This is a genomic window from Candidatus Avelusimicrobium faecicola (assembly GCA_900540405.1).
GTDB lineage: Bacteria > Elusimicrobiota > Elusimicrobia > Elusimicrobiales > Elusimicrobiaceae > Avelusimicrobium > Avelusimicrobium faecicola.
Genome location: UQFW01000013.1, coordinates 1 through 26,369 on the forward strand (window position 1 = coordinate 1; position 26,369 = coordinate 26,369).

General features: G+C 50.9%; 26 protein-coding genes. 18 read left to right on the plus strand and 8 right to left on the minus strand.

What is annotated here, in order from left to right; genetic code table 11:
• Both ACQY18_RS02195 and ACQY18_RS02200 read right to left on the minus strand, forming a co-directional pair.
• On the minus strand, positions 1-122 hold a 122-nt coding region (locus ACQY18_RS02195; protein WP_428038694.1), incomplete at its 3' end, for a type IV pilin protein.
• 12 nt (positions 123-134) lie between these two features.
• The gene (locus ACQY18_RS02200; protein ID WP_428038675.1) at positions 135-593 is read right to left on the minus strand and encodes a type IV pilin protein; all 459 of its coding nucleotides are present in this window, start codon (positions 591-593) and stop codon (positions 135-137) included.
• Positions 594-921: 328 nt separating this feature from the next.
• Here ACQY18_RS02200 and ACQY18_RS02205 point away from each other — a divergent pair, with 328 nt between their 5' ends.
• Positions 922-1,338: an FKBP-type peptidyl-prolyl cis-trans isomerase gene (locus tag ACQY18_RS02205; RefSeq protein WP_176776903.1), complete on the plus strand. Its 417-nt coding sequence runs from the start codon at positions 922-924 to the stop codon at positions 1,336-1,338.
• A 67-nt stretch (positions 1,339-1,405) separates the two neighbouring features.
• Here ACQY18_RS02205 and ACQY18_RS02210 read toward each other — a convergent pair whose 3' ends face one another.
• A complete protein-coding gene (locus tag ACQY18_RS02210) occupies positions 1,406-2,170 on the minus strand; it encodes a CBS domain-containing protein (RefSeq protein ID WP_428038676.1) in 765 nt (254 codons plus the stop codon).
• Between the two features lie 87 nt (positions 2,171-2,257).
• On the opposite strand from ACQY18_RS02210, the gene ACQY18_RS02215 reads away from it, so the two are divergent.
• Both ACQY18_RS02215 and ACQY18_RS02220 read left to right on the plus strand, forming a co-directional pair.
• On the plus strand, positions 2,258-3,439 hold the full coding sequence (locus ACQY18_RS02215; protein ID WP_428038677.1) for an AlbA family DNA-binding domain-containing protein: 1,182 nt from the start codon (positions 2,258-2,260) through the stop codon (positions 3,437-3,439).
• Positions 3,440-3,449: 10 nt separating this feature from the next.
• Complete coding sequence (locus tag ACQY18_RS02220) at positions 3,450-3,911, plus strand: type IV pilin protein (protein WP_428038678.1); 462 nt, start codon at positions 3,450-3,452, stop codon at positions 3,909-3,911.
• Here the strand turns inward: ACQY18_RS02220 and ACQY18_RS02225 are convergent, their stop codons facing one another.
• Positions 3,912-4,814: an ankyrin repeat domain-containing protein gene (locus ACQY18_RS02225; RefSeq protein WP_428038679.1), complete on the minus strand. Its 903-nt coding sequence runs from the start codon at positions 4,812-4,814 to the stop codon at positions 3,912-3,914.
• 14 nt (positions 4,815-4,828) lie between these two features.
• Positions 4,829-5,791, minus strand: a complete 963-nt coding sequence (locus ACQY18_RS02230) for a KpsF/GutQ family sugar-phosphate isomerase (RefSeq protein WP_428038680.1) — start codon at positions 5,789-5,791, stop codon at positions 4,829-4,831.
• A gap of 101 nt (positions 5,792-5,892) precedes the next feature.
• Between ACQY18_RS02230 and ACQY18_RS02235 the strand changes: the two genes are divergently transcribed.
• Complete coding sequence (locus ACQY18_RS02235; protein WP_428038681.1) at positions 5,893-6,576, plus strand: DNA alkylation repair protein; 684 nt, start codon at positions 5,893-5,895, stop codon at positions 6,574-6,576.
• Between the two features lie 53 nt (positions 6,577-6,629).
• Here the strand turns inward: ACQY18_RS02235 and pbpC are convergent, their stop codons facing one another.
• On the minus strand, positions 6,630-8,738 hold the full coding sequence (gene pbpC / locus ACQY18_RS02240) for a penicillin-binding protein 1C (RefSeq protein ID WP_428038682.1): 2,109 nt from the start codon (positions 8,736-8,738) through the stop codon (positions 6,630-6,632).
• Entirely contained in the window at positions 8,738-14,446 is a 5,709-nt protein-coding gene (locus ACQY18_RS02245; protein ID WP_428038683.1) for an MG2 domain-containing protein, read from the minus strand. The genes pbpC and ACQY18_RS02245 overlap by 1 nt, the downstream gene beginning before the upstream one ends.
• A 111-nt stretch (positions 14,447-14,557) precedes the next feature.
• Between ACQY18_RS02245 and ACQY18_RS02250 the strand changes: the two genes are divergently transcribed.
• The 12 genes from ACQY18_RS02250 (at position 14,558) to ACQY18_RS02305 (ending at position 22,536) form a co-directional block, all read left to right on the plus strand.
• On the plus strand, positions 14,558-15,298 hold the full coding sequence (locus tag ACQY18_RS02250) for a DUF1189 family protein (RefSeq protein WP_428038684.1): 741 nt from the start codon (positions 14,558-14,560) through the stop codon (positions 15,296-15,298).
• The gene (locus ACQY18_RS02255; protein WP_428038685.1) at positions 15,299-15,643 is read left to right on the plus strand and encodes a 6-pyruvoyl trahydropterin synthase family protein; all 345 of its coding nucleotides are present in this window, start codon (positions 15,299-15,301) and stop codon (positions 15,641-15,643) included. It abuts the gene before it with no gap.
• Positions 15,618-16,211 carry a 7-carboxy-7-deazaguanine synthase QueE gene (locus ACQY18_RS02260; protein ID WP_428038686.1) on the plus strand — a complete coding sequence of 198 codons (594 nt, stop codon included), beginning with the start codon at positions 15,618-15,620 and terminating at the stop codon, positions 16,209-16,211. The genes ACQY18_RS02255 and ACQY18_RS02260 overlap by 26 nt, the downstream gene beginning before the upstream one ends.
• Positions 16,136-16,756, plus strand: a complete 621-nt coding sequence (folE, locus tag ACQY18_RS02265; RefSeq protein WP_176776915.1) for a GTP cyclohydrolase I FolE — start codon at positions 16,136-16,138, stop codon at positions 16,754-16,756. Before ACQY18_RS02260 ends, folE begins: the two co-directional genes overlap by 76 nt.
• Before the next feature lie 8 nt (positions 16,757-16,764).
• Entirely contained in the window at positions 16,765-17,562 is a 798-nt protein-coding gene (gene folP / locus ACQY18_RS02270; RefSeq protein ID WP_428038687.1) for a dihydropteroate synthase, read from the plus strand.
• Entirely contained in the window at positions 17,559-17,918 is a 360-nt protein-coding gene (locus ACQY18_RS02275; protein ID WP_176776917.1) for a 6-carboxytetrahydropterin synthase, read from the plus strand. Before folP ends, ACQY18_RS02275 begins: the two co-directional genes overlap by 4 nt.
• Complete coding sequence (gene folK / locus ACQY18_RS02280; RefSeq protein ID WP_176776918.1) at positions 17,918-18,415, plus strand: 2-amino-4-hydroxy-6-hydroxymethyldihydropteridine diphosphokinase; 498 nt, start codon at positions 17,918-17,920, stop codon at positions 18,413-18,415. The genes ACQY18_RS02275 and folK overlap by 1 nt, the downstream gene beginning before the upstream one ends.
• Positions 18,416-18,449: 34 nt before the next feature.
• Positions 18,450-19,142, plus strand: a complete 693-nt coding sequence (locus ACQY18_RS02285; protein ID WP_428038688.1) for an OmpA family protein — start codon at positions 18,450-18,452, stop codon at positions 19,140-19,142.
• 184 nt (positions 19,143-19,326) lie between these two features.
• Positions 19,327-19,962 carry an OmpA family protein gene (locus ACQY18_RS02290; protein ID WP_176776920.1) on the plus strand — a complete coding sequence of 212 codons (636 nt, stop codon included), beginning with the start codon at positions 19,327-19,329 and terminating at the stop codon, positions 19,960-19,962.
• 225 nt (positions 19,963-20,187) lie between these two features.
• Positions 20,188-21,033, plus strand: coding sequence for a transglutaminase family protein (locus tag ACQY18_RS02295; RefSeq protein ID WP_176776921.1), 846 nt, complete (start codon positions 20,188-20,190; stop codon positions 21,031-21,033).
• Between the two features lie 13 nt (positions 21,034-21,046).
• Positions 21,047-21,472: an NfeD family protein gene (locus ACQY18_RS02300; RefSeq protein WP_428038689.1), complete on the plus strand. Its 426-nt coding sequence runs from the start codon at positions 21,047-21,049 to the stop codon at positions 21,470-21,472.
• Between the two features lie 53 nt (positions 21,473-21,525).
• Positions 21,526-22,536 (plus strand): SPFH domain-containing protein, encoded by a 1,011-nt coding sequence (locus ACQY18_RS02305; protein WP_428038690.1) that lies wholly within the window; start codon positions 21,526-21,528, stop codon positions 22,534-22,536.
• Positions 22,537-22,604: 68 nt separating this feature from the next.
• Here the strand turns inward: ACQY18_RS02305 and ACQY18_RS02310 are convergent, their stop codons facing one another.
• Complete coding sequence (locus tag ACQY18_RS02310; RefSeq protein WP_428038691.1) at positions 22,605-23,975, minus strand: MATE family efflux transporter; 1,371 nt, start codon at positions 23,973-23,975, stop codon at positions 22,605-22,607.
• Between the two features lie 147 nt (positions 23,976-24,122).
• Here ACQY18_RS02310 and ACQY18_RS02315 point away from each other — a divergent pair, with 147 nt between their 5' ends.
• Positions 24,123-24,656, plus strand: coding sequence for a type IV pilin protein (locus ACQY18_RS02315; RefSeq protein ID WP_428038692.1), 534 nt, complete (start codon positions 24,123-24,125; stop codon positions 24,654-24,656).
• Between the two features lie 90 nt (positions 24,657-24,746).
• Positions 24,747-26,294 (plus strand): L-aspartate oxidase, encoded by a 1,548-nt coding sequence (locus tag ACQY18_RS02320; protein WP_428038693.1) that lies wholly within the window; start codon positions 24,747-24,749, stop codon positions 26,292-26,294.
• Positions 26,295-26,369: the final 75 nt, after the last annotated feature.

Sequence of the window (26,369 nt, forward strand, 5' to 3'; positions counted from 1 at the left end):
GTCGCCCGGGAGCGCTCCACCGCGCGGCGGTATTGCGGCAACGCCACGGCAGATAATACGCCCACAATCAGCACTACCGTTAAAATTTCCACCAAAGTAAAACCTTTTTTATTTCTTTTCATAAATTTCCTCTACTAAAAACAGTGTTTCTTGGATATATTAAAAACCTCTTCGCAAATATCCGTCTTTCCGGTATCCGTCTTTCCGGGATTGCAACAATACATATTGGTCCCGTCATACGCAAAAACAGTGCCTTTTACATTATTGCCCTTTTCCAACCGGGCTTGCACCACATTTTCATTTGCAATACTGTAAGTATAGTTAGGCGTGCGGATTAACTGCCCCTCTATGGATGTAATATTTTTGATACCGATATCCAACATATTCGCCGTAATGGTTTCATTGTTTCCGTTTGCCTCGTTTTCAATACGCACCCGTTCGCGCGCCTCATAAATAGGGGCCAACATTTGTTCCGCCTCCACCATGCGGGCGCGGTCCAAACTGCGGGTGTACTTTGGCATAGCCACGGAAGCCAATATGCCCATAATCAGTACCACGGCTAACAACTCAATAAGTGTAAAACCTTTCTTCATAAATTCCTCCACTAAACATAGTTTATGGATTTTTCAACTATTTACAATACCCATTATAGCTAAATACGCTCCCGGGCGCAAAATTTTTTAACTTCAAACCCTCTAACCCTTTTTTGCACTTGCCGCCGGAACCTAAATTTTTAACAATAGTTTTGTAGCACCGTTTGATACCGCCCGGGGGGCGCGGTTTACCTCCCCCCAACCAACGCGTTGGTGCCTCCGCCCCATAACAGGGCGGGGGTTTTATTGCGCAAAACAGCGCCAAAACTGGTACAATGTAAAAGTTAAAACAAAACGTCCCAGGGTTCCTGCGGCAAAGGAGAAAAATATGATTAAAGAAGGTTCCAAAGCAAAATTTGACTATACCCTCACCGTTGACGGCAAAGTAGCCGATACTTCCGCCGGGCGCGGGCCGCTGGAATACACCCACGGCGCGGGTATGATTATCCCGGGGTTGGAAAAAGAACTTTTGGGTATGAAAGTGGGCGACAAAAAGACCGTCACCGTCAAGCCGGAAGAAGGCTACGGCCTGGTATTGCAAGAAGCCATTAAGCGCGTACCGAAAGAAGCCATTTCCAACGCCAACGAATTAAAAGTAGGCGATATGGTGGGCGCTTCCAACGGCGGGCACACGTTCCGCGCAGTGGTAAAAGAAATCGGCGAAAAAGAAATTACCTTGGATTTCAACCACCCGTTAGCCGGTAAAGAATTGGTTTTTGATGTGGAAATTAAAGAAATCAACTAATTTTACCCTTGCTACAAGACTAAAAAGGCCCTCCGCACAGAGGGCCTTTTTTATAGATGGGAATTTTTTATTTATTGCGCTTAAACAAGCGTTTTAGCCAATGTTTTTTGGGGGATTGCACATCGGCCGCCAACTTGGGGGAAAGCACGCCGAGCAGCTTGTTTTGCCCGTCCACCACCGGAAGCAAAGGCCACTGGCACGCCTTAAATTTTTGCATGGCGGAAGTTTCCCCCTCCCCGGGCGTTAAAACGGCATAATCCGCACTCATCAAAGAACCCACCGCGCTATCCGCCGGATAAAACAGCAGTTCCGCCACGCGCACCGCGCCTTTTAACTGGCCGTCTTTGGCCGTCACAAAACAAACGGGCGGCAATTTTTTGCGGGGCATATTTTTTAAGCGTTCTATTACGTCCGCCGCTTTGGCGTCCGTCTTAACGGATACAAAATCCGTACTCATCCGCGCGCCCACGCTGTTGGGGGCAAACGCCAGCGCCCCCTTTAATAGCGCCACAAATTCCGGCTTTAGGGAAGCGGACAGTTTTTCCCGGTACGGCTGGGAAAATTCCTTCATCATCCGCGCCGCCTGCATAACGTCCAGGCGGGAAAACACATACCCGGCCTGCCGCGCGGGCAAACGGCGCAACACCGCCGCCGCCTTGCAAGGCTCCATATTATTAAAGCACGTCACCAGCGTTTGCGCTTTTAAGGGAGATACCAAAAGCACCACCTCGTGCGTGGCCATGGAACCCAAAACACGCCCCGCCGCTTGGGGGGCGGTTGTGATAAATTTTTCAGCCAGCACATTAGCCAGTGTATCGGTTTGGTTTAACATACTTTTTTACAGTTCTAAAAAAATGCTTTATAAGCAACTAATTTTATTATAATAAATTAAGCGGCGCACTTGCCAAAAGAGGCTATTATGCTGTTCAATAAACCGATTAATGATTTGACCTTTCAAGATGTGGTGGACTTTTGCAAGCGGGGTATTCCCGAGGGCAAACAGCTGGATTACAAATACTGCTTGCCCAAAAATAAAGAAAAATTCGCCAAAACGATTGCATCCTTTGCCAACGCCTTGGGCGGCACTATTATTATTGGCGTGCAGGACGATAAAGACGACAAACCGGCCCCGCCGTTTACCGGTATGCCGTATCACGAAAAAATCCGCAGTACGATAGAAGACATCATACAAGTATACATTGACCCCATTGTGTTTGTTGACATCAACACCTGCATTGGGCCGAACAACCGTATGTTTGTGGTGGTCAACATTCCGCAAAGCAATTTAACCCCGCATTTGGTGGGCAAAAGCAAGCGCGCATACGTCCGCACTGGGCAAAGCAGCCGCCCGGAAGCCATTGTTCACCCGGAACGCCTGCCCTGGCTGTTAGACCACCGCCAAAAATCCGAACGGTTGCGCCATATTTTGTACGATAAAGCCGAAAGCCATTTTGAAAATTACTTAAAACTGAAAAATACGGAATTAGCCAACCTGCCTGTTTGCACGCTGTCCGTTTCCCCCTTCTACCCGGAAGAACCGCTGACGGATTACCGCCAAATACCGGAAATTATCCGCGAATGTGCCACGGATGCGTGGTTTGGGCATACGGCGCCGGAGGATTACCCCATCCAACCCTTGCAAGACGGCGCGGCCGTCATCAGCAACCAAAAAGGCGTGCATAAAATGACGGAATTTAACGCCTATGGCCTGCTCATGGATAAACGGATTGCCGGGGAAATTAAAAATTTTAACGGGCACGAGGCCCGCGTGGTTTCTATTGAAAAACTCACCCAAGAGCTGATTTTGTTTTTAGTGACGGCGCTGAAATACTTAAACCACATTTCCTTTGGCGGCACGGTGTACTTCCGCCTGAAAATGAGCAACACTTGTGCTTTGCGCGCCAGTTTGGGCAAGCAAAAAGCCACCGTGCTGGAAGCCTATTTGCGTATGGACCGCATACTCAATTTGGCCCAATTACAAGACGGCCTGTGCGCCGAGGCCAAAAGCATTGTGCAAGAGGCCGCCTGGGGTTTAGGTATACCCGCCAAAGAAGCGGAAATAACCGCCTTGGTAAATGCGTATTTGGCCGAAATTGAATAAGGTTTTACTTATGCAAAACGGATTTACGCTGATAGAATTATTAATAGCGGTACTCATTATAGGCGTGTTATCCGCCGTAGCGGTGCCGTATTATTTTAACGCCGCGGAAAGCGCGCGCATGACGGAAGCCGTGGTGCTATGGGGCCGGACTAAAAATTTTTACCGGGGCCGCCCCTTAGACGAAGCGCAAGCGCGCCGCATAGAATCACGCGCCCAAAAAGAAAATCCCTTAAAATATTTTACCTTGCACATTACTTGCCGCCCGGAGCCGGGCAAAGAATACTGCTGGGAAGCGGAATTTGAACAAAAAGAAGCACGCCACGCCCAATACAAATTAACCACCGCGGATAATTTTTTGCAGTTGGCGTGCCAGGGCCTAAATAACGCCGGGAAAGACTTTTGCCAATCCCGCGCCGCGCAGGAAACCCCGGTTTCGGTAGGCGGGCAGAGCGCGTTTCTTATCAAATTTTAATTAGCGGGTGCGCACCCATTCTTCGCTTGCGCGGCGGAGTTTGATTAATTGGATAAAAGCCGGGTCTGCGTGGTATTGTTTGGCAATATCCTCGGCGCTTAACCCCTCTCTGTCATGGCAGGCCGTATCCGCGCCGGCCTCCAAAAGCATAACCGCCATTTCCTTTTGAATTTGCTTTTGTCCGTCCGTTTCCGGCAGAGCGGAGGCCAACGCCATGAGCGGGGTTTCCCCCAGTTCATTGGCAGCATTGGGGTCTGCCTTATAAGATAAAAGCAAGGCTAAATTGTTCTTTTCCAGCGCGTTGCACGCGCTCCACAAGGCCGAGGCCGGGTCCGCCACGCCGCCACATTGTTTTAGTACGCTTTTCAACAAGTCTGTACGGTTTTTGCCGGATAAATACATCACCAGCAGTTTCCCCCCAAAAGACATTTTGCCAGCGTCCAAACCGTACTCCAACATGGCGGAAAAAGTTTCCAACTTGTCATTATTGCAAGCCGCATTGGCGGCATCCGTTAAAGATTCATTACGCAAATACGCGTCCGCGCCCGATTTTAACAAAAACAACACGGTTTGGGTCTTGCCGTTCCACGCGGCGGCAATTAACGCGGTATTGCCGTTGGAATCCGTTTGATTGATATTGACGGAGCCGGTATTCAGCATTTCCTGCAATTTTTCCGTTTCTCCGTTGCGCGCATATCGGATAAACTGCGGGGCATTGGGCGGGTTATAATACAAAAAAGTTTTTCTTTTTTCATCCTCCCACATTTTCTGGAGGTCATCTTCGTTGGTTTTGGCCCCCTTGAACCAATAAACGGCCGCATAGATAATTACCGAAACAACCATCGCCACCGTTGCAATTAGTTCAGGCAGGCCAAACGCGCGTTCCAGTAGTTCTTTCCACATAAATCCCCCTTAATTTATAACCCCAATTTTAACAAATCGTGTACATGCACCACGCCCAGCGGCTTTTCATCTTGCGTGACAAACAGGGTGGTAATTTTTTTGGCATTCATAATGCGCAGGGCCTCGGCGGCCATCATATCCGGCGGTACCTGTTTGGGGTTTACCGTCATAATATCCACACCGGTTTTGTGGAACAGCTCCGGCGACATATTGCGCCGCAAATCGCCGTCCGTAAAAATGCCGGTTAAGCGGCCGTCTTTGCCGCTGAACCCCACGCACCCCAGGCGCTTTTTGCTCATTTCTATCAAAATGGCCGATACCGGCGCATCTTGCGGCAAAAGCGGCATTTCCGCGCCGGAGTGCATAACGTCTTTTACCGTTTGCAACACGGCCCCCAATTTGCCGCCCGGGTGGCGCACTTGAAAATCCGTCTTGGTAAATTTTTTACGCGCCATCAGGGCCACCGTCAGCACGTCCCCCAACACCAATGTAGCCGTGGTGGACGACGTAGGCGCCAGCCCCAGCGGGTCCGCTTCCGGCGTGACGGGCAACGCTAGCACAAAATCCACATTTTTGGCTAACGTGCTTTGCGGGTTTTTGGTCAGGCCGATTAGCTTAATATCAAAGCGCTTGCAGTAGTTTAACACGTCCGCCAATTCTTTAGATTCCCCGCTGTTGGAAATAGCCACCACGGTATCTTCCGGGGTAATCATCCCCAAATCCCCATGGCTGGCCTCGGCCGGGTGAATAAAAAAAGCCGGGGTGCCGGTAGACGCCAGCGAAGCCACAATTTTTTGTGCAATAATGCCGGACTTACCCATGCCCGTAAAAATAATGCGCCCCTGCGTGTTTTGCAAAATATCCAACACGGCGGAAAGCGGCTGTTCGTCCAATAATTCTTCCAACTTTTGCAGACATTGTATTTCTTTAGAAATGGTTTCTTTGGCGTTGGCCATATCCTGCGCGGTATTAGTCATAAAAAAAACTCCAACAAAAAGGGAATAAAACGCAAATCAAATGCGGTTAATTTATTATACTATTTTGCCCGCGCAAATATACCTTTGCTAAAATACCTAATATGGATATTAAAGCCCGCCTAGCCCAACTGGCAGATGAAAAATACCGCCTGTTTTCGGCCGCACTCCTACCGGGGGTTTCCACCCCGCTACTGGGGGTGCGTATGCCCGCTTTGCGCCAACTGGCCAGAGAACTCGTCCGCCGCTACGGGGAAGAAGCGCTTTTGCACCTTACCCAAGATTCTTTGGAAGAAATTATGCTCCAAGGCATTATTATCGGCCTACTGAAAGGCACGCCGCAGGAAGCATTTAAGCGGGCCGAAACATTTATCCCCCGCATAAACTGTTGGAGCGTTTGCGATTGCTTTTGTGCCGGCTTTACCACGGCGCGCACGCACCCGCAAGAAACGTGGGAATTTTTACAGCCGTATTTTAAGGATAAGCGGGAGTATTTTTTCCGCACGGCGGTAGTGACGGGCCTGTTCCATTTTGCTAAACCGCCTTATGCCGCGCGGCTAATCCAACGGCTCAAAACGCCGCCCACACAGGCTTTTTATGCCCAAATGGCGGTGGCGTGGGCCTTGGCAGAACTGGCGTTGTCCGTCCCGCAAGAGGTGCTGGCGTTTTTACAACAAAACACGCTGGACAAATTTACCCACAACAAAGCCATTCAAAAAATGCAGGAATCGTTCCGCGTGCCGCCCGAAGTAAAAGAAGCGGCCCGCGCCCTGCGCCGCCCGCGGTAAAAAAGATTTTTCCAATATCTCAAGAGCAACAGCTTACTTAAAAGCGCCCCGGGTTATTGTAATACTTCAAAGCGGATGGTGTCCGTTTCGGCTCCGCAACGCAAGGCCAAACGGTGTTTGCCGGGCGCAATTTTCCACCACACATTGTTCCCCTGCCCTTTTATTTTTTTATCCAGCACCCATTGGCAAAATTCCGGGTGCGCCGCCTCGGCCTGAAATAAAATTTGTTGGGAATCGGGCGCGACGGCCGGGTCCCACTTAAAAACATCTCCGTTTTGCGGGAACGTGATACGCGCCGCCGGGGCTAATGCTTGGTGGCGGCCGTCACAAATACTATCCGGCAGTTTGTCCACCAAAAAATAATCCGTTTGCGTGCGGGTGCAGTTTTTCCCGGCGGGCAGCCCGCTTTGCGCGCACACCGTCACGGCTTTTACCCCGTCCGACAATGTAAAACGCGGGCTGGGGTAAACGCTTTGCATATAAACGGCCAAATCGTGCAGAATGGGGGCCGCGCCCGAAATACCGGACACGCGGCGCATGGGCGAGCCGTCAAAATTTCCGGCCCAAACCGCCACCGTCCACCGCGGGGTATAGCCGATAGCAAAATTATCGCGGTAATCTTTGGAAGTGCCTGTTTTGGCGGCCATTTCAAACGGCACCTGCAAGGGCGAATTTAACCCGAACGCATCCGCCCGCGCCGCGTTATCTTTCAGCATATCCGTCACCAAAAAGCTCACGCGCTCGTCAAACACGCGCCGCACCGCGCCCGGCCCGCCGATAACCGGGGTTTCGGCCAGTAAAACCGGCTTATAAAGCCCGCCGCGCGCCAACGTGGCATACGCGCCCGCCAAATCCAATAGCCGCACCTCGCCCGCGCCTAGTGAAAGCCCCAACCCGTAAAACCCGGCCGGTTTATTTAGCGTAGTAAGCCCCAGTTGGCGCAACCCGGCCAGTAGGGTAGGCGCGCCCACCGCCGCGGCCACCTTGACCGCCGGAATGTTGTAAGAACACGCTAGCGCTTTACGCGCGCTGACCCACCCGTGGAAAGTGCCGTCATAATTGCGGGGGCGGTATCCGTCTTCAAAAAAGGTGTCTTCATCTTTCATCATATAAGACGGATAAAACCCCTTATCCATCCCCAGCGCATACACAAACGGTTTTAAGGCGGAGCCCGGCTGGCGCAACGCGCGCACGCCGTCCACCTGCCCCGCGTGGCGGGTATCATTAAAATCGGCAGAGCCCACATACGCCAACACGCCCCCGGTGCGGTTATCCAGCACCACCGCGGCGGCGTTAGTCACGTTTTCCTGCGTGAAGCGCGCCAGTTGGTTTTGCACAATTTGCGCCGCGCGGGTTTGCACGCGCGCATCCAACGTACTGTAAATATCCGCCGTATCCGGCCCGGCCAGTTGCGCCAAATAGCGGGTAAAATGCGGGGCGGAAAACGGCCGCGGGGCCGCTTGCAGGGTGAGGGGCTCGGCCAGGGCCATTTGGTAGACGTCTTGGTCTATAAAGCCGTTTTGGCGCATCAGCCGCAAAACCGCGTTGCGGCGCTTTTGGCAAGACCGGGGATGTTTGACAGGGTCAAAACGCACCGGGGATTGAATCATCCCCGCCAGGGTGGCCGCCTGCGCGACGGACAACTCCGCCGCCGGACAACCAAAGTAATAATTGGACGCCGCCTCTACCCCTTGGGTCAGCGCGCCGAACTCCAACAAATTAAAATATTCTTCCAAAATTTCTTCTTTCGTTTTTCCGCGCTCCAATAACAGCGCGTTCCACGCCTCTTTGGCTTTGCCCCACAACGTGCGCGGGCGCGGCTCAATCACGCGCGCCAACTGCTGGGTAATGGTGGACGCGCCCGACACCACTTCCCCCTCTTTGGCGTTTTGCCACGCGGCGCGCAAAACGGCTTTATAGTCCACCCCCGGGTGCATAAAAAAGCGTTTGTCTTCGGCCGATACCGCCGCCAAAATAAGCCAGGGCGATACTTGGGCCAGTTCTATGGGGCGGAAATACGTTTGCTGTTGGGATAAATACCCGCGCATGGGTACGCCGTAGCGGTCATAAATTTGCAAAGACGGCGCCAAAGAAATTTCTTCCCCGCCGGACAGACGGGGAAGAAAACACAAACATACGGCCAGTAAAACAAACTTTTTCATTACGGTTCTATACGCAGGGTTTGGGTAGCCGTGCGGCCGAACACCGCCGGCTCATACATCATGTGCGCCCAGGCACTCGGGTATGCAAACATGCCCGGCACCGTGGAAGACACCAAATAAGTAAACGTATGTTCCCCGGCGGATAAATAATCGGCAAATGCCACAATGCGAGAGTCGTACTGTTCACTTCTAAAGAAGCTCCCCCAATCCGGCGTTTGCAAGTCGGCTCCGTCAGCGGTGGCTTCGTCCGCCACGGCTACATCAACCTGACTTTCGGTAGCCAGGGCCGTACTCACTAATTCAAACCCGGCCGGTAAAAAGTCCTCCAGTACCACAAAAGAGCGGGAGCCGGAAGATTTTACCGTCAGCGTCACTTTGTAGCGTTCCCCGGCCTTAAACGCTTGCACGGCTTTGCCGTCCAACGTGGTAAGGGCGCGTTTTACGCTAAACCCGGCGTCCACCGGCGTATCAAAATACAGCGGCGCATACACTTGGCTGAGCGCATAAAACAGCGTGCCGGAGCCGTTTTTGGTAAACACGGCAGGCGCTTCTTTCCCCGCCGCATACACTTGGCTAAACGGCACCGCAAAGGTTTGTGCGTTTACACTGCGCCCCGCAAAAGAAGCCGTTAATTTTTGGGCGGCCCCTAACTGGATAGCCGCGGTAAAATCCGGCTCCGCGCTTTCCTGCTTGCGGTAGTAAGTATCCAACGCGCCGAATACCGCCGCGTTTACACTGGTGTTTTCCCAACGGCCTTGCGCGTTTAGCTGGGTCATCAGCCAGTTGACCACCTTGTACGGAGCGGGCATTTCCACCCCGGCTTGCAGGGCGGCATCCAAGGTAATAGCGGTGGTTTTGACGTCTTCAAAATGCAACCACGGCAAGGCAGACGAAGCCTGAAAGTGAACGGTATTAGGCAGAATAACGGCCCCGGCAAGCAGTAAATCCGCCAGGTTTTGCCGTTCTGCGGCGGAACCGTATTTACCGGACACAGTGGCTTTTAACAAGTAAGCCACCGCCGCCTGCGGCAGGTTTTCGCGCTTCATATACAAGGTATTAAAGCGCGCGGTTTCTTTTTGGTTGTATAGCGCCAGCACATATACGGCGTATGCGTGGGCGGTGTCTTTTTCCGCCTGGGAATACGGGTAGGCCATGCGGTTTTGCGTGCCGAACGAATTTTTAAGCCATTTTACGGCGGCGGACAACGCTTTTTCGTCCACGCGGTAGCCTTTTTGTTTGGCCAAATAGTTTACTTCCAACGCATAAGCCGTCACATACGGGTCCGGCAGGGAGTCCGGCCAATAGGCAAACCCGCCCGACGGATACTGGTATTTGGCAATTTCGTCCAAAATGGCCTGCGTTTGTTGGCGCAAAGCGGCGGTGTCGCCCAATTTGAACGCATCAATTAAATCCGCCCCTTGCACCACAGGCAAGATTTTAGACATTTTTTGTTCCAAACAATCGTACGGATAAGTAAGCAAATACAGCATGGAGCCTTTCAAGTTTACAAGCGCGGTGGAAGAAACCGCCGTTTCCACCCGGTTATTGCCTTGCAAATTGAGGTTTTCCGGCTCTTGCAAAACTTCCTTTTGGGTGGAATCAGTAGCGGCATAAGTGGATAAAGTTTGCTCTTTTTCCACCGTTTCCACCGTAAACTTCACTTTTACGCCGTCACTTTCCTGCGCGCCCCGGGCCGTAAAAGCAATTTCCGCCGGGCCGTTTTCCGCGGCTTCGCAATCCCAATACACCGCTTGCGACGTGCCTTTTGCCACCTGGATAGTCTTTTCTTCCGGCGCCAGTTTAACGGCCCCGGTGGCCGCCGCGCTCAATTTGAGCTGGCCTTTTTTATCGGCGTAATTATGCACCACGGCCCCGCACAAAAAGCGGTCCCCTTTGCGGGCAAAGCGCGGCAGGGCGGACGTAAGCATAAGAGGTTTGGCTACTTTAATACTGCTTTCGGCCGAGCCGAACTCCGCCGCCGTCACGCCGACGGCCATTACGCGAAATGTAGTTAAGTTATCCGGCAGTTTGAATTTTACCTCTGCGCGGCCTTTGGCGTCCGTCACCACATTGGCGTTAAAGTAGGGCGTAAATTCAAAATTGCCGCGCAAATCCGCGCCGCCCAGTTGGTCCAACGCACCGCCGCCACCGCCGCGGTTTTCGCCCTTTTCGCCAAAGTTGCGCTGGCCGATAATTAAGGAGCGGTTATCCGCCGTGGAAACCGCCACCGGGCGGGAGCCGTAAAACGCCTTAAACAAATCCGGCGTTTTATAGGCCGTAAGCGCTAAAATACCTTCGTCCACCGCGTAAACGGTCACTTCCGCCGGCACATTTTTGCCTTTCACCCGCGTACGCAGGGAAAGGGTCACTTCTTCGCCGGGGCGGTATTCTTTTTTATTGGTTTTTAATTGGGTATCCAGGCGGCGGCTTTCCGGCTGCACATTCAAAACAGCGTAGCCTTGTTTGGCTTGCGGTTTGCCCAAATCCAACCCGTCCGCATCAAAATCCATAGAGCTGCGCCCGCGCACCAACGTCACGCTAACGTACACATTGGGCAGGTATTCCGGCTTGACGGGCACTTCCACATAATCTGCCCCGCCTTTGATGGGCGCTGTCCACGCGTCCAACACTTTTTCGCGCTCCACGCTTACCAACGCCAGGGCGTTTTCGTACGGGGATTCCACCTGCACTTTTGCCGTTTGGCCCGGTTTGTAGGAGTCTTTATCCGTTTTTAAGGTTAAAATATCGTCATCCGATTTTTTCCAATAGGCTTCCCCCTTGCCAAACACAACAAACTGGAACCCGCCCAATACTTTGCGCCCGGCGGAATCCTGCGTGGAAAAAGTAATGTAATAAGAGCCCGGCTCCGTGGGTGTATACGCATAGCGGTAGCCTTCCGCCGGCAAGGTAAAAGCGGACGACGGAAAATCCTTCACTTTTTTACTGCTGACCCATTCCAAGCGGCCCGAAAGCCCTGTTTTACGCACGCTGAACCATTGTTCTTTGCGTATTTCCACCTTTACGGCCGCCGTGGTGCGCACCCCGGCCGGAGTGACGGCCACTACGTCCGCCTCTATGGGTTTGCCGACCTCGGTATTGGAAACATCATTTTTTACGCCCAAATAAAACCCGGCCGGGCTCAACCGTACAGACGTGCGGGCAAACAGCTCTTGGTTCGCCGGAGATTGCACCCCGGTTTCCGCATAAATGTCTAACGGTACTTCCGTTTTGGGCATAGGTAAAGTAAAACGCACGGAGCCTGTTTTATCTAACTCTCCGTTTGCCTGCAATAACACCTTGTTTTCCGTCTTTTGTTCGGAGCGCAAAAAGTACGGGGTAAAATCGTATCCGTCAAACCCCTTGATGTTGAGCGAATACACCGGCACTTGGCGCACCGTCCAACGGGCCTTTCCCCCCGCTACCGGGGCCCCGAACAAATAATCGGCCGTGGCCAAAAACTGCGCCTGTTGTCCGGGGGTATAATTTTCTTCCCCCGCGCGCAAGGTGACCCGGAACTCCGCCTGTTTGGCGGCTTCCACATTAAAATAAAAACTGGTGCCCTGCACATTGGTTTCCCCTTGCGGCACAAACGAAACCTGCCACTGCCCGGTAGGCGCATTGGAAGGAAGCGGCAAATCAAAATGAAACGTACCGAAGGCGGAAGAAACGGCTACATTTTGCTTAAATGCTTCTTCCCCGCGGGAATTGTACGCATAAACCGTACCGCGCACATAACCGGGCAAACTCCAAACGCCGTTTTTAAGCGTGCGGAACACCCCTTTTACATGGGCCGTTTCGCCGGGGCGGTAAATACCGCGGTCCGCAAACAACTGCATTTGGTTGATAGTTTCCTGCGGGTTGTAATCATAATTCAAATTAAACCGCCAGGGCTCCAAACCGTTGTTCCAATCACTGCTGACAACGGCATCCCCGCCCGGGCTGGATACAAACGCGTAAAGCTCCGGCTTGCCCCAACCGGATTGTTCTATGTCCAGTTTTTTCCAACCGGGGGCTTGCACCAGGCCGTTCATATCGGTAGAGCCGCTCCACAATACTTTATTGGTTTTGTCCCGCAACTCCACGCCCAAATTGGGCATAGGTTCCGCCGTTTTTAAGTGCGTCACCCATAATAAGGTATTATCCGGCGAAGTTTTGAACGTAATGCCCAAATCCGTAATGTTGGAAAGCGCGCTGACCCAACAGTAGCCGTCTTTGCGCCATTTACTGGGCACGCGCACTTGGCTGAAAATAATGCTGTCTTTGGCGGTAGGGGCGAATTTTTCCAAATCAAAATACGTTTTGACGGATTTATCTTTAGGCGTGCGGAACGCATAATTTCCGTCAAAGGTGGCGTTTTTGATTTCTTTTTTGGAGCAATAGCCGGCGCTTTCCCGCTGGAACGGAATAAAGGTATCTTTGGCCAAAGCCACTGCCTGCGTTTCCAACTGCGGGGTATTGACCAGCTCTATCGGCAAGCGGGCCGGCAAATAGCTTTCCAATACGCCGGTTCCGCCTTGATAATCCACCGCCGGGCAATAGCCCTCGTTGGTAAAAGTAAAGGTTTCTTCCTGCCCTAAACGGTTGCCGTAAATATCTTGCAGGCCGGGGGCCAGGCGCACCGTCACGCTTTGGCCGGGCGCTAATTTTAAGAAGGATAGCGGCGTATCAAAATAGGCTTCCTGCACGGCGCCGGGTTTTTCGGCTTCCGCACCGGTGGCGGGCAAATGTTCCGCGCCCAGTGCCATTTCGTCCGCTTCCGATAAACGGCCCTTAGCCTCGGCCGGAGTGACCGTAGCCGCGGCCAGTAAATCTTTCAACCGCACCGGGGAAGAAAATTTTACGCTGGGCGCATACGGCAAACATCCGGCCGTGGTGGCCCCCAGCGTTTTAAGCGCGGGATAAGTATAAAAAGTAAGTTCATACGGCTTTTTTAACCCCAAAGGCCCCTCGGCCCCCGGGAAGTTCTCCTGCACCGTAAGCGTATATTTAACCCCTCTTTTAAGCGGTTTTGCCGGGCTGACGGCTAACATATCGCTGCGGGTTTCCCAGGCAAAATCCCGCTGGTGTTCTTCGGGCGCCACCTCACGCACTAACAGCGGCACCGTTTTAAGCACCGGCTTTTGCGCTTTTTTGCCGCCGCCCATGCGCGATAAAAATTTAGATACTACCGAGCTTTCCGGCTCCTCTTGGTAAGAAAGCGTTAAAAACTTTTCCGCGCGCGCCAAATCCGGCCGGGTGGAAAAGACAATATATAAGGTGGGGTTCAGGGATAGCCAGCGTTCGTCTTTAGCCGGGCGCGTGGAACGCACAAAAATACGCGGCGTGGTGAAAGTAAACGAATAATCGTCCGGCAGTTTGGCGCCGTTTACGGCCGAAGCAAACCCTTTTTTAAGCATTACCCGGTATTGCGTGGCAAGCGGCCAGTTTTCGCTGGGCTCAAACAACAGCGTTTGCGTACCGCTAAAGCGGCAGGAGCCTTTTACGGCAGGGGTAATGACCAGCGGACATTTCCCGCCGGCAAAAGAATCTTTTTCGGATAGTTTCCCCACCGGGCGGTTAAACGTAATGCTGATAGGGGAATTGCCCGCATACATCAGCTGCCCCTTGGGCGTGGCAGACACCACTTTTAATGTTTTCGGGGCCGCTTGTACAGACACGGCACTAAACGCCATAAAAAAGGCCAACAACCAGTTAAATTTATTTTTCACGCAAAAAACTCCTTTCCACCAATATATATCTTTTATTGTACTTATTTTTACCATTCCTGGCTATTTATGCCGGTGGCCCTAAAAAGGGCTCAAATTAGTATAATAGCTAATATGCTAGGTTTACATTGGCGCACTATTTTTAGTTTTACCGTTTATCACCGTTTAGCGGCCGCTACCAAATGGCAAGTGGGCCTGTTTGTGTTTTATTTGTTTTTGCTTTCCCTCTTGGCCTTAAACTTATTTATGGGCCGCTATTTGCGGGAACAGCTCCCCCTAATGATTAAAAACTTCCCGGAAGTGACGTTTGAAAAGGGGCACTTAAAAGCACCGCAAAACCCGGTGGATTTTACTATTCCCAAAAGCGGGTTTGCCCTGCATTTTGATTCTGCCCTAAAAACACCGCCTGCAAAGGAAGATTTCGTCCGCCATAACTGGGCCGCCGTGGTGGGGCCGGACGGCGTTTATATGCCCGCGGCCGCCGGCGTGCAAAAAAACATACTGCCCGCCACGTTTACGTTTACCACGTCGCAAGCCTTTTTGGCCCAACATAAAGAGGTACTGCAAGGCACGCTTCGCGCCATTGGGTTTATGGCTTCTTTTATGCTTATCCCGCTGATGTTTTTTTACTTTTTCTGCGCCGGGATGGCGGTGGGCGTGTTTTTGCGCCTGATTTACGGCGTGCGGGTGGCCCTGGGTACGCTTGCCAAATGGAGCCTGTTTTTAATGGGGCCGCTGTGCGTGTTGTGGTACCTGAACTTATTTATAGGGGTTCCGCTTTTTACGCTGGCGGTTATTTTTGTATGTATTATTTACTTACAGCAAATTTTTAACACATTACCGGAGAGAAATTAAATGCTTATTAAACTGATTCGTTCTTTTAGTTCCGCCCACCACTTGCCCGGCTATAACGGCCAATGCCGCCAACTGCACGGGCACACTTGGAAAGCCGTTTTTATCATAGAGGGCCCCATTCAGCCCAGCGGCATGGTGTGCGATTTTAAGGTGGTTAAAAAACTGTTGGACGACAACCTGCCCGACCACCGCTTGCTCAACGATATTTTGCCCAACCCGACGGCGGAATTATTGGCGGAGCATTTGTTTAAGCACATCGGGGAGGAGCTTAAAAAATTGAATTTAACCTTAAAAACATTGGAAATTTGGGAGAGCGACAATGCCGCAGCCATTGCTCAAAATTAACGAGATTTTCTACTCCATTCAAGGGGAAGGCCGCCATACGGGTATGCCGGCGGTGTTTGTGCGTTTAAGCGGTTGCAGTATGGGTTGCCCGTGGTGCGACACCAAATACGCCCAAGCCGCGTTTACGGAAATGTCCCCCGCCCAAATAGTGGCGCAAGTGCAAAAATATCCGTGTAAAAACATCATTATTACAGGCGGGGAACCCACCGAGCAGGATTTGCTCCCCCTGTTGCAAACGCTTAAACAAAACGGCTATCAAATCCACCTGGAAACCAACGGCTACAAAGATACGGACGTCAGCCTGTTTGATTTTATTACCGTTTCCCCCAAGCGTTATGTCAGCCCGCAAATGTTGCAAAAAGCGGACGTCATTAAACTGGTGGTGGGCCAAGAAACCGACCTGGCCGATTTACAAAACTATTTTGCGTACCATAACCAAAAAACACAAATTTATCTTCAACCCGAAAGCAACAAACAGGAGAATATAGACCTATGCGTAAAAATAATCAAACAAAATCCGTTTCTGCGTTTAAGCCTGCAAACGCACAAAATGGCAAACATCCGCTAACGCAAGAAAAAATTTTGCAAAACCTGCGGGAAATCCTCGCCTATATCGGCGACGACCCGGACAGAGAAGGGTTGCAGGAAACCCCCTTGCGCATTTTACGCAGTTGGCAAAAACTTTTCGGCGGCTACCAAATGAAACCGCAGGACGTCTTAAAAACCTTTACGGAAGGCTCTTGCGAAGAAATGGTGGTCTTAAAAGATATAGAATTTTATTCCACTTGCGAACACCACTTACAGCCGTTCTTCGGCACCATTAGCATTGGGTATCTGCCCAAAGGCAAAGTATTGGGGATTTCCAAACTGGCGCGGCTAGTAGAAGTATACGCCCGCCGTTTGCAAATACAGGAAAAACTGGTGGCGCAAATTGCCGATAGCTTAATGGAAACCTTACAGCCTTACGGCGTAATGGTGGTATGCAAAGCCAAACACTTGTGCATTAGTTCGCGCGGGATTGAAAAGCATGACGCCGTCATGGTGACCAGCGCCATACGCGGGGCTTTCAAAAAGTTGGAAGTCCGCAGTGAATTTTTGGAAATGATTAAATAGGGGAGTTTATGACTAAACCTCTTTTAATGGGTATTGTAAACGCTACGCCGGATTCTTTTTACGACGGCAACCCGCAAAACAATCTGCAAACCTTGCTGGCTAAATGCAAGGATTATGCAGAGGGCGGCGCCGATATTTTTGATATTGGCGGAGAGTCCACCCGCCCGGGCGGAACGCCCGTCCCCGCGGAAGAAGAAAAAAGCCGCGTACTGCCTTTAATCCGCGCGGTGCGCCAAGCGTGGCCCCAAATCCCCGTTTCTTTGGATACGGTTAAAATCCCAGTGGCCGAAGAAGGCTTAAAAGCCGGCGTTAGTATAATTAACGACGTAAGCGGCACGCCGGATACGGAAATGTTCAAACTGGTACAGCGTTTTAACGCGCAGATTGTGGTTATGCACACGCGCGGCACGCCGCAAACCATGCAAACCCTTACGGATTATAAGGATTTACTCGGCGAAATTAAAGAATTTTTGGCGCAGAAAATCGCGCAAGCGCAAAGTTGCGGCCTAACCAAAGAGCAAATTATCATTGACCCCGGCTTTGGGTTTGCCAAAACGCGCGGGCAAAATTACGAATTATTAAAACATTTGGACGTTTTCAAAACCTTGGGCGTGCGGATGCTGATTGGGCTTTCGCGCAAAACCTTTTTAAGCCAAAAGCGCGAAGGCGCCCCCAAACGCAAAGCCCAAACGCTGGCGGCCAATTTGGTGGCCCTTCAGCACGGGGCAGATATTCTGCGCGTGCATGACGTAAAAGAAACCCGCAAAATTATGAATTTTTATCAAGAATTACAGGAGGCCAAATGAGCATTGTTTATTTAACCCAGTGCGGTTCTTTTCATGCCCGGCACGGGCACGGCGGAACCCTGAACGAAGAAATCCACTCCCATAATTTCCATTACGAAATTACCTTTCACGGCCACACCAACGCAGAAGGATATTTGTTGGATTTCCGCGATTTGGCCGACATCTTCAAACTGGAGCTGGAAAGCAGTTTAGAAGGGCGCGACCTGGGCACCTTTTTGCGCCGCCCCACCACCGAGGCCCTGGCGATATGGATGTTCAACCGCATTAAAGAACGCCTGCCGCACTTATACAGCGTAAAAGTAAGCGAAGAACCCGACCGCTGGATAGAATACCGCGGAGAGGAAGAAAACGCCTAATGCCGCAAGCGGTTTTAGGGCTTGGCAGTAATATTGCCCCTGCCAAAGAGCATTTGGATAAAGCCGTGGAGGCCCTTTCCAACCTGGGCACGGTGAAAGAGGTTTCCCCGTATATCCTATCCAAACCGGAGGGCTTTGCCAACCAGCCGGATTTTGTAAACGCGGTGGTCATTTTAAGTACGCCGTATCCGCCGGCGGCGCTACTGCGCAAATTAAAGGCGCTGGAAAAACAGCTCGGCCGTACGCCCACGTTTAAGAACGGCCCGCGCGTGATTGACCTGGATATTTTATTTTATGACCAAATAGAATTTTTTGATGACGACGACGAATATATGCTGATTATCCCCCACCCGCGTTTACAGGAAAGGGAATTTGTATTAAAGCCGCTTTCGTACCTGCTGTCCGACTACATCCACCCCAAACTGCACAAGCCGGTGGTGCAGTTATACCGGGAACTTATGAAGCGTAAAGGCAAGCCGGATTGCAGAATATTGTAAAATATAGTTAGACCTTACAAAGGAGAATCACACCATGAAGAAAGCCGTATTATTAGTAGCAGTTTCTTTGTGTCTGGCCGCCTGCCATTGTGAAAGACGCACCACAGGCACCCCCTGCCGCAAAGCCGCTTGCCAAGCCGCTAACGCTTGCACCCAAAACTGCAAAAGCTGTGCTTGCATAAAAACCGTGGCGCAAGAAGCCGCCCGCCAAGCATTAGAAGAACGTGACGCCCAGCGCGAAGCCGAACTGCGCGAACGCGAAGCCGCCCAACGCGCCGAAGAAGAACGCCTCGCGGCCGAAAAAGCCCAGCGCGAAGCCGCCGCCCAACAGGAAAAAGATTTTTCCCAAATGGCGGACGTCCGCACCAACACCCCCAATAAAGTGGTGGTCAACTTCAAAAACCCCATCCGCTTTGCGTGGGACAGCGAACAAATCAAACCCGTTTCCAACAAACAGTTGAGCCAAACGGCCCGCATTTTGAAAAAATATCCGAACCACCACATTACGGTTGTGGGATATTCCGACTCTACCGGCGACAAAGCCTATAATAAAGACTTGTCCGAACGCCGCGCCAAAGCGGTGGCGGATGCGTTAATCAGAAAAGGTGTGCCGGAACAAAATGTATCTTATAAAGGTTTGGGTGCTACCAACTTTGTAGCCACCAACAAAACCGCCAAAGGCCGCGCCGCCAACCGCCGCGTGGAATTGGAACTGACGGCTAAATAAACCGTTGCTGTTTTTGAAAAACTGGGCTTTTTAATAGGCCCAGTTTTTTTGTGTCTAAAAACGCCCCATAAAGCGGAATTTTCCGGTAAGAAAAATTTTCTTTTTTTCAATTTTCCCCTTTGTGCGGCGGGCAATAAATAAAGTAAAATATAAAAGTAGTTTTATTTTACAAGGAGAGCTATTCATGAAGAAAACCATTCTGATTTGCAGCATTTGCGCGCTGTTGGCTTCCGCTTGCACCACTCCGGGCAAACGGACGGCTTGGGGCGCGGCCGGCGGTGCCGCCGTGGGCGCGGCCGCGGGTGCTATTATTTCCCACAGCACGGGCGGTAAGAGCGGGCAAGGCGCCGTTTACGGGGCTTTGGCCGGTATGGCCGCGGGCGGCTTGTTGGGCAACTATTATGACAAACAAGCCAAAGAATTGGCCGCCATTGCCGAAGTGGTAAAAGGCGATAACGGGATTCAGGTATTCCTGAAAAACGATATTTTGTTCCAAACCGGCAGCAGTGAACTGTCCGCCGATGCCATGCAAACGCTTACGGACCTCAACCGCGTACTTAAAAAATACCCCAAAAACCGCATTGTGGTACAAGGGTATACCGATTCTACCGGCTCTGATGCCATTAACAACAAACTGTCCAAAGCGCGCGCCAAAGCGGTGTACGATTTCTTGTTGGGCAGCAATTTGAGAACCAAAAGCATTTCCTATGTAGGCTATGGCTCCTCTAACCCGATTGCCAGCAACCGCACGGCCGCCGGGCGCGCCGCCAACCGCCGCGTAGTATTAGCCATTACCGCTAACGAAAAAGACTTGCAATAATTTTTTATTTCAAGTATTTTGAAAACCCCCCGGTTTACCCGGGGGTTTTTATGTTTTTAGGGGAATTTACAGGGAATTTTTTACCGCATTTTTATCCGTTAAACCTATGCAAAAGTTTGCCCAAAACCCCGGCTTTGCGGCCGCTTTTGCCCGGCCGGAAACGGCCCCCCAAATACCACATAAATTTATTTCTATATTCCGTCTAAATTTGCTATTCTTTTATATATGAAAACGCTGGGACCAGAACAATTAAAAGCACTGCTTAAATTAATAGAAACCGAATCGGACGAATATACGGAACTGCTCCGCCCGGAGCTGGCCGCCGCCGTAAAGGATAACCCCGCCCGCGTACAGCAAGCGTTAGACAGTGCTTTTAATTTGTCCGTACCCTCCAAGGTGCGCCACACGCTGGAAGAAATCTGCTGGGATAATTTAAGCGAGCAAATGGCGGCATTCGCCGGCAAAATCAACCCGGATTTGGAAGAAGGGCTTTGGATTTTGGCCCGCTTTGTTTCCCCCGCCGCCACCCGCGGAGAAATTACCCACAATTTGGATAATTTGGCCCAGCAAATGCGCGCCGCCCTCTTAAACACTACCGATTTATCCGGCGCCGCCGAAGTGTTAAGCAAATACTTTTTTAACAGTTTGCGCTTTGTGGTTTTACCTGCCAATTTGGATATTAAAGACATTTCCTTCGGCCGTTTTTTGGTTAAACGCCGCGGCTCCAGCCTGTGCATGGCGTGTTTATACCAAACCATTGCCCAACGCTATGGGTTGGAATGTAATTTGGTGGATTTAGCCGGGCGTATTTTGGTGCATTTGCAAGCGCACTCCACGGAGCAAAATTTGTTTATAGACCCGCTGGATAAAGGCAAAATCCTTTCCGTACAGGATTGCAAAGATTATATTTTATCGCGCGAAATTAAATGGAACGAAAACTTTTTTGCTCCCTTGTCCTCCCGTACCATTATCCGCCGGTTTATTGCCAATATGATTTATGTGCTTAATAAACTGCGCGACGAACGCCGCTTAAAATATTTGCGTAATTATTTAGAAATTATCAAAAATTAACGGAGGTGTTCCTGTGACTTACTACATCTACTTAATACTGGCCGTATGTTGCTTCATCGGCGAGTTATTTTCTATGGAATTTTCCCTCGCGTGTGTGGGGATTGGTTTACTGGGCTCCTCGCTCACGGCGTGGCTGGGCGGCAACATCTGGTGGCAGGTAGCCGTATTTATTGTAGTAGCCGGCGGTGCCTGGATAGGCGTTCGTCCGTTTGCCTTAAAACACTTGTACGGCCGCTCCAAACACATCCAAACCCCGGCGGAGGCCGTCATCGGCCAAGAAGCCCTGGTGGAAACGGATATTGACCCGCAAAACGGTTCCGGCCGCGTAAAAGTGGGCGGAGAAAGCTGGAAAGCCACCGCCGCCAAGCCGCTATCCGCCGGCACGGTGTGCGTGGTGGAAAAGTTGGACGGGGTCACCTTAACCGTACGCCCCAAATAATTTGTAAAAAGCCGTAAGCGCCGTCAGGCGTATTTCAATTCAAGGAGAACACCATGGAAGGGTTAGGCATTACATTTTTGGCGATACTTGCATTTTTTGTTATTGTGATTATTGCCAAAGGCATTATTGTAGTAAAACAAGCGCAAGTAATGATTATTGAGCGCTTTGGTAAATACCTGGAAGTCTTAAACCCGGGTATTAACTGGATTATCCCCATTATGGATAAACCGCACTTAATGGAATGGCGCAACAGCCGGGAATATATGGATAGCACCGGCCGCACGCGCTCCGTACCGTTTATGGAGCTGCGCGATACGATTGATATGCGCGAAACCGTGTACGACTTCCCGCGCCAAAGCGTGATTACCAAAGATAACGTAGGTATTGAAATCAACGCGCTGTTGTATTTCCAAATTACGGACCCGCTGAAAGCGGCGTATCAAGTGGAATCCTTGCCCACCGCCATTGAAAAATTAACGCAAACCACGTTAAGAAACATCATTGGTGAAATGGACTTGGACCAAACCTTAACTTCGCGCGAAATCATCAACGGCAAATTGCAGGTTATTTTGGATGACGCCAGCAACAAATGGGGCGTAAAAGTAAACCGCGTGGAATTGCAGGATATTATTCCCCCCGCCGCCATCCGCGAAGCCATGGAAAAACAGATGAAGGCCGAACGCGACCGCCGCGCTATGGTGACGGAAGCCGAAGGTACCAAAACGGCCCAAATTTTGAAAGCGGAAGCGGTGCGCGAATCCGAAATTAAAAAAGCGGAAGGGTTGAAACAAGCCGCCATTCTGCAAGCGGAAGGGGTGTCCGAAGCCAAAATTAAAGTAGCCACCGCCGAAGCAGAATCCGTAAAAATCATAGCGGGCACGGTGGCGCAGTCTTCCAACCCGGCCAGCTATATGATTTCCATTAAATACATTGAAGCCCTGTCCAAAATGACGGACGGCAAAGATAACAAAGTTATTTATATGCCGTATGAAGCCTCCAATGTATTGGGTGCCGTGGCCGCCATTAAAGACTTAACCGGCGGAGCCCCCACCCCCACCAAATAACCGTTTGAACAAACGCAAAAAGGCCCGGGGTTTCTTAACGCCGGGCCTTTTTATATATAGTATCCGCCTTAATGTTTTTTAGAAAAGAAGAAGTTTTGGCGGTATTTTTCAAAATGGCGTTTAAGCAGTACAAACGCCAGCACAACGGAAATTGCATCCGCAATCGGCGGGGAGAAAAACACGCCGTTTAACCCCAAAAACAACGGCAAAATAAGCACCAGCGGTATAACCAGCAATACTTGCCGGGAAAGGCTCAAAAAAGCCGCTTTTAAGGGTTTGTTAATGGCTTGGAAAAAGCTGGTAGTAAGGATTTGGAACGCCACCAGCGGCAGCAGTAAATTCAGCACCCGCACCGCATAAGCGGCCAGGGAAATAAGCTCTTGGTCCGTACTATTAAATACAGCCACCACCTGGCGGGCAAAAATTTCTATCAGCACAAACCCCACCGTAGTAATAACCGTGCCCCAGCGGATAGCCATTTTGAGCGTTTGGATAGCCGTGGTATATTTGCGCGCACCGTGGTTGTAGCCAATCAACGGTTGGGCCCCTTGCGCTAGCCCAATCAGCGGCATTAAAATAATGGTATTTACGCTAATAGCAATTCCAATGGCCGAAATAGCCACATTCCCCCCATAGTGCAGTAGCGCGTGGTTCAAAATAACATTTAAGACCGAAGACGCCATCTGAAACGCAAATTGGGAAAACCCGATACAAACGCTTTCCCAAAAAATATGCCATTTTAACCCAAAATACCGCCAATGCAGTTTATAACTGCTCCGCTTGCCTACAAAAAACAGCAAAATCCATAAAAAGGAAACCACCTGCCCGCACACGGTAGCCAGTGCGGCGCCTTTCATTCCCCACCCAAAGCTAAAAATAAACAACGGCCCCAATACGATATTTACCGCCGCGCCGATTAACTGCGTGCCCATGGCCGTTTTGGGGTGGCCGGAAGAACGGATAAAGTTGTTCATCCCCAGCCCGATAGCAAATAAAAAATACCCCGGCATAACGGTTTGCGTGTATTCCCGCGCATACGGCAATACGGCGCTATCGGCCCCCAAAAAGCCTAAAATGGGGTTCAAAAATACATAAGTGCCCAGGGTCAGCACGCCCGAAATGAGGGACAGCAGTACAAAGGCGTTGCCCAAAATACGTTGGGCCTCGGCCTCGTTTTGCTCCCCCAAGCGGATGGAAAACAACGCATTGGCTCCTACCCCTATCAGGGCACTGAACCCCACAAAAACAAACCCCAGCGGGAACAAAATGCTGATACCGGCAATTCCTAACGCTCCCAGCGTGCGCCCGAGCAACACACGGGAAATAATGTTATAAAGCGCACTTACAAACATTCCGGCTACGGCAGGGGCGGAAAATTTAATTAATAATTTAGATAAGGCTTTATCCTTAAACGGATTTTTGGCAACAGGTGCAGACATATTTTTTCTTCCGATAAAAAACACCGCCATTAAGCAGTGTAAATATATTTTATCAAATAATAAAAACCGCGTTCCAGTGCTAACCTTGATTTATTATATTTTATTTTATAAACTTAAAATAGCATATCCTAAATTAGGAGGAAATATATGCAAAATAATGGGTTTACATTAATTGAATTATTAGTAGTTGTGCTAATCATCGGTATTTTGGCGGCTATGGCTATGCCACAATACTTTAAGGCGGTGGAACGCGCCCGCATGACGGAAGCCGATACGCTTTTAGGCAGTATTGCGCTATCCCAACGGCGCAAATTTATGCAAACAAACCACTTTTCTACGCATTTTAAGGGTTTGGATGCGGCCCCCAAAGGTGCTATTGATTCCGTCTATTACACCAAAGGGGACCCCGTCACCGGGGCCAACGGCAACGGTTTCCGGGTCTATTTAACAGGCACCGGGTTTACGGAAGGCCATGTGACGGCCTCCCGCCGCGCCACCAACGGCAATTTACAGTACCAGTATCACTTGCGCCGCTATTATCAAAGTGATTACACAATGTGCTATGGCGATAACCAAGCCGGTAAAGAACTCTGCGCGGACTATTGCGGCACCGATACGCCCAAACTGCGTTGTTGCAATAACGGCACGCAAGGCGAATGCCCGGCTGTGACCAATAACTAACGGACTTTACTTGTAAAAACCCCGGGGATTTATAAAAAATTCCCGGGGTTTTATTGTCCGCTTGTGGGCGGGATTTTCTATAATATATATATGAAAATACTACATACGGATTGTCTGGTTATCGGGGCCGGAATTGCCGGCTGTGTTTACGCGCACGAGGCCGCCAAAAAAGGGCTCAAAACCATTTTGCTCAGTTGCGGCCCGCTGGAAGATGCTAATAGCGATTTAGCCCAAGGCGGCATTGTGTATGAGCCGCATTTGGTTATGCAGGATTTGTTGGAAGATGTGCAACTGGCTACGGCGCATTTGTGTAATGACGAGGCCGTGCGCACGCTTTCGCAAGCGGGTTGCAAAGCCATTGAGGAAATCTTCTTAAAAGAAGCCCCCGCTAATTTTGACCGCGACGAAAAAGGGGCCTTGCGTTTCACGCGCGAGGGCGCCCACCGCAAAAACCGTATTATTTATTCCAAAGATACCACCGGGCACGCTTTATTATCTGCCATACAAAAAGCCATTTTACACAACCCGGCCATTACCGTTATGCCAGGCACCTCGGCCATAGATTTATTAACTTTATCCCACTCCTCCACCAACATTTTGGACCGCTACTATCCGCTTACCGTATTCGGCGCGTATGTACTGGATAACACATCCGGCGAAGTGTTTGCCATCACCGCCAAAAAGACCGTTTTGGCTACGGGCGGCGTGGGGCAAGTGTACCGCCACACCACCAATTTCCAGCACGCCTACGGGCATGGGATTGCTATGGCCTACCGCGTGGGGGCGCGGGTTATGAATATGGAATTTGTGCAATTCCACCCCACGGTATTTGCCAAAGGCAAAAACTTTTTAATTTCCGAGGCTCTGCGCGGCGAAGGCGCCATTTTGCGCAACTGCCGCGGGGAAGCCTTTATGCCCCGCTACCACGCCTTAAAAGACTTGGCCCCGCGCGATATTGTCGCCCGCGCCATAGAGCAGGAACGCTTGGAAACCTCGCACAACTGCGTGTATTTGGATATTACCCACGAGCCGGCGGAATTCACCAAAAACCGCTTTCCGGCCATTTATAAAAAATGTTTGGAATCCGGCATAGACCTGACGAAACAACCCATTCCCGTAGTACCTGCCGCGCACTATTTTTGCGGCGGGATTTACGCCACCCCGCAAGGGCGCACGAACATTGTAAACCTAAACGCCATTGGGGAAACGGCCTGCACCGGCTACCACGGGGCGAACCGTCTGGCCAGCACCTCTTTATTAGAGGCGGTAGCCATGGGCTATTTATGCGCCGCGGCGGACGCGCAAGATATTGCGCAAAACGATTTTCACATCCCCGCGCCTAAAGAATGGGTGATTCCGTCCGAAAAGCCGGACATCAACCTGGTTAAACAGGATTTGGATACCCTTAAAAACACCATGTGGAACTATGTGGGTTTAGTACGCAGCCACACGCGGCTGAACCGGGCGGAAAAAATCTTGCGCCACCTGCATAACGAAATTGACGCCTTTTACAAAGGCAATGCGCTGTGCCAGGAATTGCTGGACTTACGCAACGGCACGCAGACGGCGCTGTTGATAACGTATGCGGCGATAAAGGATGAGCAGTCCCGCGGGTGCCACTACATCATAGATAAATAACAACTGGTGGTAAGTTTAGAGATTAACGCACAAGGGGAAAAATAACATTTTTCCCCTTGTTTGCGTTTGAGGGCA